This window comes from Sphingomonas sp. STIS6.2, from assembly GCF_000732685.2.
Classification (GTDB): domain Bacteria; phylum Pseudomonadota; class Alphaproteobacteria; order Sphingomonadales; family Sphingomonadaceae; genus Sphingomonas; species Sphingomonas aerolata.
On the sequence record NZ_JPDP02000014.1, the window covers coordinates 77543 to 86342 of the forward strand.

The 8800-nt window shown below is 67.8% G+C and carries 11 protein-coding genes; 1 reads left to right on the top strand and 10 read right to left on the bottom strand.

Features of this window, described 5'->3' with window-relative positions:
• Positions 1-34: 34 nt before the first annotated feature.
• From sphst_RS02190 to sphst_RS02205, 4 genes are all read right to left on the bottom strand, one after another.
• Complete coding sequence (locus sphst_RS02190; RefSeq protein ID WP_107045081.1) at positions 35-934, bottom strand: pirin family protein; 900 nt, start codon at positions 932-934, stop codon at positions 35-37.
• The gene (locus tag sphst_RS02195) at positions 924-1370 is read right to left on the bottom strand and encodes an NUDIX hydrolase (protein ID WP_056408949.1); all 447 of its coding nucleotides are present in this window, start codon (positions 1368-1370) and stop codon (positions 924-926) included. The genes sphst_RS02190 and sphst_RS02195 overlap by 11 nt, the downstream gene beginning before the upstream one ends.
• 142 nt (positions 1371-1512) lie before the next feature.
• Positions 1513-2220, bottom strand: a complete 708-nt coding sequence (locus sphst_RS02200) for a glutathione S-transferase (RefSeq protein ID WP_031396500.1) — start codon at positions 2218-2220, stop codon at positions 1513-1515.
• Positions 2220-2507: a BolA family protein gene (locus sphst_RS02205; protein ID WP_031396501.1), complete on the bottom strand. Its 288-nt coding sequence runs from the start codon at positions 2505-2507 to the stop codon at positions 2220-2222. Before sphst_RS02205 ends, sphst_RS02200 begins: the two co-directional genes overlap by 1 nt.
• Positions 2508-2629: 122 nt before the next feature.
• Here sphst_RS02205 and sphst_RS02210 point away from each other — a divergent pair, with 122 nt between their 5' ends.
• On the top strand, positions 2630-3154 hold the full coding sequence (locus sphst_RS02210; RefSeq protein ID WP_081877806.1) for a J domain-containing protein: 525 nt from the start codon (positions 2630-2632) through the stop codon (positions 3152-3154).
• Between the two features lie 4 nt (positions 3155-3158).
• Here the strand turns inward: sphst_RS02210 and sphst_RS02215 are convergent, their stop codons facing one another.
• The 6 genes from sphst_RS02215 to sphst_RS02240 form a co-directional block, all read right to left on the bottom strand.
• On the bottom strand, positions 3159-3758 hold the full coding sequence (locus tag sphst_RS02215) for a DUF922 domain-containing protein (protein WP_107045082.1): 600 nt from the start codon (positions 3756-3758) through the stop codon (positions 3159-3161).
• Positions 3751-4434 (bottom strand): Fe2+-dependent dioxygenase, encoded by a 684-nt coding sequence (locus sphst_RS02220; protein WP_107045083.1) that lies wholly within the window; start codon positions 4432-4434, stop codon positions 3751-3753. Before sphst_RS02220 ends, sphst_RS02215 begins: the two co-directional genes overlap by 8 nt.
• The gene (locus sphst_RS02225) at positions 4428-5174 is read right to left on the bottom strand and encodes a tetratricopeptide repeat protein (RefSeq protein ID WP_031393926.1); all 747 of its coding nucleotides are present in this window, start codon (positions 5172-5174) and stop codon (positions 4428-4430) included. The genes sphst_RS02220 and sphst_RS02225 overlap by 7 nt, the downstream gene beginning before the upstream one ends.
• An 8-nt stretch (positions 5175-5182) precedes the next feature.
• On the bottom strand, positions 5183-7690 hold the full coding sequence (locus sphst_RS02230) for a TonB-dependent receptor (RefSeq protein ID WP_031393925.1): 2508 nt from the start codon (positions 7688-7690) through the stop codon (positions 5183-5185).
• A 74-nt stretch (positions 7691-7764) separates the two neighbouring features.
• Positions 7765-8007, bottom strand: coding sequence for a ribbon-helix-helix domain-containing protein (locus tag sphst_RS02235; RefSeq protein ID WP_031393924.1), 243 nt, complete (start codon positions 8005-8007; stop codon positions 7765-7767).
• 22 nt (positions 8008-8029) lie between these two features.
• Positions 8030-8800, bottom strand: a 771-nt coding sequence (locus tag sphst_RS02240; protein WP_442800371.1) for a cobaltochelatase CobT-related protein, incomplete at its 5' end; no start/stop codon positions are given.

The window sequence follows — 8800 nt, forward strand, 5'->3', positions numbered from 1 at the left end:
TCCTCCCCCTGGCGGGAGAGGATCCATCTGCGGGTCAGGGGTAGCTGACCGTCTTGGGTATCGCCGGGATCTCGATCCGTTCCTTCTCGTCGCCCGGGACCTTCGGGAAATTGCCCGCATTCCAGTCGCGTTTCGCCTGTTCGATCCGGTCGCGGTTCGAGCTGACGAAGTTCCACCAGACGTGGCGCGGCGTCGTGAACGCATCGCCGCCGCACAGCATCGCCCGCCCGCCGGTCGCCGAGCGCAGCGTTGCCGCGATGCCGGGGCGCAGCACGTAGAGCACCTGCGGCTCGAGCGGCACGCCCTCCAGCGTCGCCTCGCCCATGGCGAGATAGACCGCGCGCTCCTCCGCCGCCGCGTCGATCGGCACGCTCGCGCCGGGATCGAGCGCGATGTCGGCGTAGATCGTGCCCGAATAGGTCGTGGTCGGCGCGCTCTGCCCCCACAGACTTCCCATGATGATCCGCGAGCGCGCGCCATGCGCCTCGATCACCGGCAGCTGCGCCTTGGTGACGTGTTCGAACGCGGGATCGATCTCCTCGACCGCCTCGGGCAGCGCCAGCCAGGTCTGGATACCCGACAGGTTGGGCCCGCCGGCGCGCTCGTCGCCGGGCGAGCGTTCGGAATGGACGATGCCGTGACCTGCGGTCATCAGATTGACCGCGCCGGGCTCGATCCGCGCCTTCGTGCCGAGCGAGTCGCGGTGGTCGATCGCGCCGTCGAACAGATAGGTGACGGTCGACAGGTTGATGTGCGGATGCGGGCGCACGTCGATGCCCGTACCGACCTCGAGATGTGCGGGGCCCATCTGGTCGAAGAACAGGAACGGGCCGACCATCGTCCGCTCCTTGTTCGGCAAGGTGCGGTGGACCTTGAAGCCGCCCAGATCATGCGTTGAGGGCAGGATGGTCTGGAGGACGAAATCATCCAGCATGGCGTGTCTCCGTGGCGTCGAGGAGTTCGACGAGGTCCGCTGGATAGAGGACTTCGTCATGCCCCGCGATGTCGTTTCGGGAAAACCAGCGGTGACCGACGAGCAGCTTGCGCTCCTGGTCGGTGAGCCCGCCCGCCGCGACATCGCACGTATCCACGTCGACGCGGAAATAGCGTTCGTCGGCGGTGACCTCGACGCCCTCGAAGGTGCGGAAGTCGACGACGCGGCGCGCGACTTCGGGGCCGCAATCCATGTCGAGCCCGACCTCTTCCCAAAGCTCGCGGCGGGCGGCGGCAGCATAGCTCTCGCCCGGATCGACCGCGCCACCCGGCGTGCACCAGAGCGGCGGGCGATCGTCGGGGGTGAAGCGGAACATCAGCACGCGGTCCTGCGCATCGACGAGCAGGATGCGCGCGGCGGGGCGCGGGGTTCTCACAGCCCGATGCACCTCCCCGGCGAAGGCCGGGGTCCAGTTGGAAAGGTCGATATCGCGAAGGGCTGCCTATCGTTATGCCTGTCCCCCAACTGGACCCCGGCCTTCGCCGGGGAGGTGTTGGATGTCGGGAAGCGACCAAGGCTCATGCGGCGTCGAGTTCGGGATAGTGGCGGAAGATGCCGTCGGTGTTGAACGCGATCCGCCGGTCGCTGTTCAGATAGGCCCTGATCGCGGGGATCTCGGCGACCTGGTCGCGGATGCGGGTCAGGTTGGGATAATCGGGTTCGAGCGTGCGCATCCGCTGCGGGAACATGTAGCGCAGCCCCTCGACGATCTGGAACAGCGAGGTGTCGGCATAGGTCCAGCGGTGGTCGATCAGCCATTCGCCCGGATTGGCCTGTGCCGCATCGTCGAAGTGACCGAGGAATTTGGGGAGCCGCTCCTCGCGGAACTGCTTCGCGGCGCGCGCGGCCTCGGGCTTCTGGTCGGCGTAATAGTCCATCATCGCGACCGGGTGGTGGACGTTGTGCACCTCCGCGACGAGATCGGCGAACGTCAGCTGGAGCTGGTTGAGCCACAGCCGATCGGCCATGTTCGACGGCGCGAGGTCGTGGCGTTCGCCCAGATACATCAGGATGTTGGCGACCTGTGCGATCACCAGACCATTGAGTTCGAGATAGGGCGGCGCGAAGGGCGTGCGGCCGGTGCGGTCGTTCAGATCGGCCATCAGCGCCTCGGCACCGCGATCGTGCGCCGCATCCGTATAGGGAATCTCGCCGCCTTCGAGCGCAAGCCGGACGAATTCGCCGCGGCCCTGAAGGCCGGGCCAGTACCAGAGCGTATAGGCCATCATGCCTCTCCGGGCGCACGCGCCTTTATCGCGAGCGCGTGGATCTGTGTGCTGAGCAGTTCGGCGAGCGCGTGGTTCACGAGGCGCTGCCGGGCGACGCGGTTAAGCCCTTGGAACGCCGGTGCTTCCACCTCGACACGAAAATGCGTCTCGCCGGTGCCGTCGTCCCCCATATGTCCGGCATGCAGCGCGCTCTCGTTGACGACGGTCAGATGGGTCGGGGCGAGCGCGGCGGTGAGGCGCGCGGTGATCTGGTCCTGTACGGAGCCGGTGGCGAGGTCTGTCATCCGACCTATATAGCCCGTTTTGGATAGACGGGGAGCCGGTGACGCAAGACGCGAGAAAAGAGCGCAAGGACCGGCCCAGCCCCCGTTTCCACGGGCGCGTGGAGGGCAGCGGGCGTGTGTGCATGTGGCCGGGCTGTGCCGAACCCGGCGAATTCCGCGCGCCGCCGCTCGAGGGGCCGAGCGATGGCGGGCCGCCGCAGTTCCGCTGGTTCTGCCTCGAGCATGTCCGCGCGTTCAACGCAGGCTATAATTATTTCGACGGGATGACCGCGGACGAGATCCACCATGCGCAGCGGCCGATGGCGGGATGGGAACGCGAGACGCGGGCCTTTGCGCATGGCGGCGGCGACACGCCGCCCAAATGGGCAGACTTTGCTGACCCAATCGACGCGATCGGCGCGCGGTTCGGCGAGCGGATGGCGGCTGCGCGCAAGGATGGTCGCGTGCTGTCCGATGGCGAGCGGCGGTCGCTGCGCGTGCTGGGGCTGGGGACGGACACCGACCGCACCGCGTTGCGCAAACGCTATAGCGAACTGGTGCGGCGCTATCATCCCGATCGCAACGGCGGGGACCGGGCGCATGAATCGGAGCTGCAGAAGGTCATCGCCGCCTATCAGCATCTGAAGGGTGCCGCGGCGTTCGCCTGACGGGTCAGGAGGCGGGGAAGCTTGCCCCCTCCTTGGTGCCATGCGCCGTCTCGCGGTCATAGGCGACATGATAGGCGTCGAGCCCGGCCAGTGCTGCCCGTGCGGCAGCGTCCGCGGTCCGGCAGGTTGCCCGCCGGATCGCGGCCAGGATGTCGCCGCGGTGGCGGTAGGTGTAGCGGACATGCCCCGCCTCGTGCCGGGCGAGCGCCGCGACGTAGCGGTCCCAATCCGCGCGCTCCGCGGCGGTCAGCCGGGCGGTCAGCCGGGCGGTCGCGGCGAGTTGCGGCATGCGCACCGTTGCCTTGTATCGGATCGTCGTCGCCGCAAGATCGCAGCCGCCGTGTCTGGTTCGCGGCCAGGACCAGCGCAGGTCCCAGCTGCTCAGCGCATCGACCCGGCGGCCGTCATGCGCATCGGTCGGTCGGGCGGCGTCGATCGCCCGGCGGACCGCCATCGCATCGCCGCCATCGACCGGGTAATAGTCGATCGTCACGTCCGGTATTCCGGCAAACGCGGCGTTAGCCTGCGCGCTCGACTGGCTGGTGAGCCCCGCGATCGCGAGCAGCGCGACGAGGGGCCGGATCGGCAGGGCGTGGTCACGCATCGGCCCAGCGACGGAGCAGATTGTGATAGACGCCGGTCAGCCGGATCGTCGCCGGGTCGCCCATCCCTTGCGCCGCGGCGACCGCCTGCACGCCCTGGTCGAGATCGAACAGGATCCGGCGCGCGCCGTCGTCGCGGACCATCGACTGAAGCCAGAAGAACGACGCGGTCCGCACGCCGCGCGTCACCGGTGTCACACGGTGCAGGCTGGAGGCGGGATAGACGACCATGTGCCCGGCGGGCAACTTGACCGATTGCGGTCCGAACTGATCCTCGATCACCAGTTCGCCGCCGTCATAGCTTTCGGGATCGTCGAGAAAGAGCGTCGCCGACAGGTCGCTGCGGATCCGGAAATCGCTGCCGCGGCGGATACGGATCGCGGTGTCGACGTGCAGCCCGAAATCCTGCCCGCCGGCATAGCGGTTGAACAGCGGCGGGAAGACCTTCAGCGGCAGCGCGGCGGCGATGAACAGCGCCGACTGCCCCAGCGCGTCGAGGATCATGCCGCCGGCGTCCTTCGCCGCGGCGGACTCCTCGGGCAATTGTTCGTTGCGCTTGGCGAGCGCGCTTTGCACGCCCGAGGTCGCGTTGCCGTCGACCCACTCGGCCGCGTCGATCAGCGCACGGACCCGCGCGACGCCGGCGGAATCGAGCACGTCTGGAACCGCGATCAGCACTGCGCGCCCTCCCGCAACGCCGCGACGCCGCGCGTGCGGAACGCCGCGATGTCGCTGGCCGCGAGAAACGCCTGCGCCTTCGTCACGAACGCGGCGTTGCCTCGCGCGCCGGCCTGTTCGAGCCAGCCGAGCGCGGCGTCGATCTCGCCCGCCGCACCGAGCATCCGCGCATGGTTGAAACAGCCGCGGAAATCGCCGCCCTCTGCCGCGCTGGCATAGCAGGCCGCGGCACGCGCGAGGTCGCGGGGGCAGCCCCAGCCATCCTCGGCGAAGCTGCCGACGAAGTTGATTGCCTTCGCGCTGGCAAGCCCTGTGTTCATCGCCGCAACCCTCTCCAGCAAGGCGAGCGCGGCCGGCCTGTCCTCGGGCACGCCGTCGCCCAGCGCCAGCAGCGTCGCGTAATTGTACATCGCCCAGTCGAGCCCGCGCGCAGCCGCGACCCGGTAGCATTCGGCCGCGCGCGCCTTGTCGACCGGCGTGCCCCAGCCGAGATCGTAGCAGCGCCCGACCATGTTGAGCGCCATCACGTGATGCTGCGCCGCCGCCTTGACGAACCAGGCCAGGGCGGCAGCCGGATCGGCCGCGACGCCGGTCCCGTCGAGCAGCATCTGCCCGTAGACCGCCTGTGCCTCCGCCACGCCGGCGTCTGCCGCCTCGCGCACGAACGCCGCGCGGTCCTCCGGACTGCCGGAGAGGCGCGCGGCGATGGCGTCGGGCGAAAGTGTGTCTAGCGCCGTCACTCTGGCCCTCAGAACCGCAGGTTGACCGTGCCGAACACCGTACGGCCCGCAGCGAGCGAGGCATAGTGGCTGGCATAGGTCTGCGAGAAATAGGTCTTGTTGGTCAGGTTCTGCGCGTTGACGCTGAGGTCGATCATGTCGGTCAGCTTGTAACTGGCCCGCGCATCGAAGCGCCAGTAACCGGGCGTGCTGCGGGTGAGGACCTTGGTCGCGGGGGTTACCGTGACGACGCCCGCCGCGGTCTGTCGCGCGGCGCGATTGTCGGCATAGCCGCCGATCTGTTCGTCCATGTACAGTGCCGTGCCACCGATCTGCAGCCGGCGCGTCACATCGACACTGGTCGTCGCGGTGAAGCTGTTCTTCGCGGTCTGCGGCACCTGCTTGCCGGTGTTGACCGACACGACGCCGGTGGTCCGCGCAGGCTGGACGACGGTCGTCACCCCGTTCGCGGTGGTCGTGATCGCGGGGGCGGTCAGCGTCGTGAAGCCACCGTCGATGATCTTCGGATCGAGATGCGTGAACCCGCCGAACACCGTCCAGCCGGGCAGGATCGTCCCGCTGACGTTGAACTCGAACCCGCGGATCCGCGTCTCGCCGATGAACGACGCGGTGTTGGTGTCGTCGAGCACGCGCGCGTTGGAAATCTCCGTCTGGAACACCGCCGCGCCGAGCTGCAGCTTCTCGGCGAACAGGCTGGCCTTGGCGCCGACCTCGTACGATTTGGTCTTTTGCGGCTTCAACAGCCCGAGCACTGCGGCGGTGATCGCGTTATCCTCGCGGCCCTCGCCGAGCAGGCTGTTGGGCGGCGTCGCGGCGGTCGCGTAGCTCGCATAGAGGCTGGTTTCGGGCGTCGGCTTGAAGACGAGCCCTGCCTGCCAGTTGAAGAGGTTGTCGACGCGCGTGAGCTTCGTCTGCGTTGCGCCCGGCAGGGTGATCGTCGATTCGAACCGGTCGTAACGCGCGCCCAGGTTCAGGATCAGCGCGGGCATCAGCGTGATCGAATCGAACGCGTAGACCGCCTTGGTATTCGCGTCGTTCTGCGTTTCGGTCGACACCGCGCCCCGTGCGATCGGGGTCTGCGTCGTCGACGTGTCGCTCGCGTAATTGACCCATGGCGCATAGGGATCCGGATTGAACAGGCTGACGCAATAGGAGCGCGCGATCGTCGCCGTGTTGCAGCGTGGCGAGATCGTCGAGCCGTTCGCCGACACGAACGTGCCGCGCCGCGTCTTTTCCCATGAAAGCTCGGTGCCGAGCGAGAAGCTGTGCTCGATGCCGCCGGTATTGAATTTGCCGTAAAGGTCGGTCTGGTCGACGATGCTCTCGCTATAGCCGTAGCGCGTGTTGCCGCGCGTCCAGACATAGCCGCCATTGGTCACGTTCGCGCCCGTATTGGTCGCGGTGGTGCCATAGACATTGCCCTGGCTGTCGTCGGGGAGGGTGAAGATGAAGCTTTGCATGCTGTGCGTGTAGCGTGCGGTGTTGCGCAGCGTGATGCCGCCGAAATCATGCTCGACGCGGATCGTCGCCTGGTTGGTGTCGGCGTCGCGGAAGTCGCGCGCCGCCAGCCCGTAGAAGTTTTTCCGGGAGACAAAGCCGGTCTGGCCGCCCGCGGTCGTCACGGTACCGAGCGCGGGCCGTGTCGTGACGTTGCCGGTGCCGGGGTGATTGTTGATCGTGTAGAGATAGGGGATGCCGCTGTCGGGCAGTTCGCTGCTTTCCATGTGATAGAAGCTCGCGGTCAGCCGGGTCGGCGTGCCGAGCCCGATCGCGACGGAGGGCGCGATGCCCCAGCGCTTCTGCCAGATCGCATCGCGGCCCGCGACGTCCTGGTCGTGCCACATGCCCTGGATCCGGAACGCCGCGGTGTCGGCGATCTTGAGGTTCACGTCGCCGGTGACGCGCTTATAGTCCGCCTCGCCATAGCTGCCGCTGAGCGATCCGAACGTGTCGAGCACGGGCAGGCGCGACAGGATGTTGATCGTGCCGCCCGCCGAGCCGCGGCCGCCGAGCGTCGAATCGGACCCGCGGACGATCTGGACCGATTCGACCGCGAACACCTCGCGCGTCTGCGAGGCGAGGTCGCGGACACCGTCGACGAAGATGCTGCCCTGGCTGTCGAACCCGCGGATGAAGGGGCGGTCGCCGATCGGATTGCCGCCCTCTGCGGCGCCGAAGGTGATGCCGGGCACGGTGCGCAGCGCATCCGCGAGGCTGTTCGATCCGGTCTGTTCGATCACCTCCTTGGGCAGGACGATGACCGAGCGCGGGGTATCGACCAGCGGCGCGACCTGTTTCGGGCCGGCGTCGCGTTCGCGGTGGCCGTTGACCAGGATCTCGTCGCGGTGCTGCACGTCGGCGGTATCCGTCGGGGTGGCCTTGGGCGTCGCCGTCGTCCGGTCGGCATCGGCGGCGAACGCCGGCGCGGTCGTGAAGGCACCGATGCAGGACAGCGCCAGGAAGGCGGGCATCGTGGCAGGACGCGGCGCGGCGCCCCGCGGCGAAACAGTCGACATAGTGAAACCCCTTTTGCTCTTAGAGTATCGCTATTGAGAGTCGTTCGCACTGTCAATGCTAATGCGACTGGTTCTCAAGTCGACTCGTCGAACAGCCAGCTGCGCAAGGCACTGGCAAGGTTCGGGGGCACGTCCGCGACGATGCGCAGCGCGTCGATCTCGGCGACCAGCGCGGACAAGGGCAGGCCGAGCCGGACCGCCTCGCGCTCGAGCGCCTGCCAGAAGATCGGTTCGAGGCTGATCGACGTCTGGTGACCGGCGATCGTGATCGACCGCTTCACGGGGCCTGCAAACCCGCCGCGCGGGGGGGCGATCACGCGCGCGGTGGCCGAATGGCCGTCACTCGGTGTCGAAAAGCGATGCGAGCTGTTCGATGATCGTCCCGCCGAGCTGTTCGACGTCCATGATCGTGACCGCGCGTGCATAATAGCGCGTCACGTCGTGGCCGATCCCGATCGCGACGAGCTCGACCGGCGACCTGGTCTCGATCCAGCCGATCACCTGACGCAGATGGCGTTCGAGATAGGATCCCGAATTCACGCTGAGCGTCGAATCATCGACCGGCGCGCCGTCGCTGATCACCATCAGGATGCGGCGTTCCTCGGGCCGCGCGACGAGCCGGGCATGCGCCCACATCAGCGCCTCGCCGTCGATATTCTCCTTCAGCAATCCCTCGCGCATCATCAGCCCGAGCGAGTTGCGCGCGCGCCGCCACGGTTCGTCCGCACGCTTGTAGACGATGTGGCGGATGTCGTTGAGACGGCCGGGCTGGGGTGGGCGACCCGCTGCGAGCCACGTCTCGCGCGACTGGCCGCCCTTCCACGCACGCGTGGTGAAGCCGAGGATCTCGGTCTTCACGCCGCAGCGCTCGAGCGTGCGCGCAAGGATGTCCGCGCTGATCGCCGCGATCGAGATCGGACGTCCGCGCATCGACCCCGAATTGTCGATCAGCAGCGTGACTACGGTGTCACGGAAATCGGTCTCGCGCTCGGCCTTGTAGCTAAGCGACAGCGTCGGGTTGACGATCACGCGGGCGAGCCGCGCCGCGTCGAGAATGCCCTCCTCCTGGTCGAAATCCCACGAGCGCGATTGCTGCGCCATCAGCCGGCG

Bases quoted from the DNA above. Each gene is read 5' to 3' on its own strand.
- sphst_RS02205 (WP_031396501.1), bottom strand. From the start codon at position 2,507: ATGACAGACCTCGCCACCGGCTCCGTACAGGACCAGATCACCGCGCGC.
- sphst_RS02210 (WP_081877806.1), top strand. From the start codon at position 2,630: ATGTGGCCGGGCTGTGCCGAACCCGGCGAATTCCGCGCGCCGCCGCTC.
- sphst_RS02230 (WP_031393925.1), bottom strand. From the start codon at position 7,690: ATGTCGACTGTTTCGCCGCGGGGCGCCGCGCCGCGTCCTGCCACGATG.
- sphst_RS02200 (WP_031396500.1), bottom strand. From the start codon at position 2,220: ATGGCCTATACGCTCTGGTACTGGCCCGGCCTTCAGGGCCGCGGCGAA.
- sphst_RS02190 (WP_107045081.1), bottom strand. From the start codon at position 934: ATGCTGGATGATTTCGTCCTCCAGACCATCCTGCCCTCAACGCATGAT.
- sphst_RS02215 (WP_107045082.1), bottom strand. From the start codon at position 3,758: ATGCGTGACCACGCCCTGCCGATCCGGCCCCTCGTCGCGCTGCTCGCG.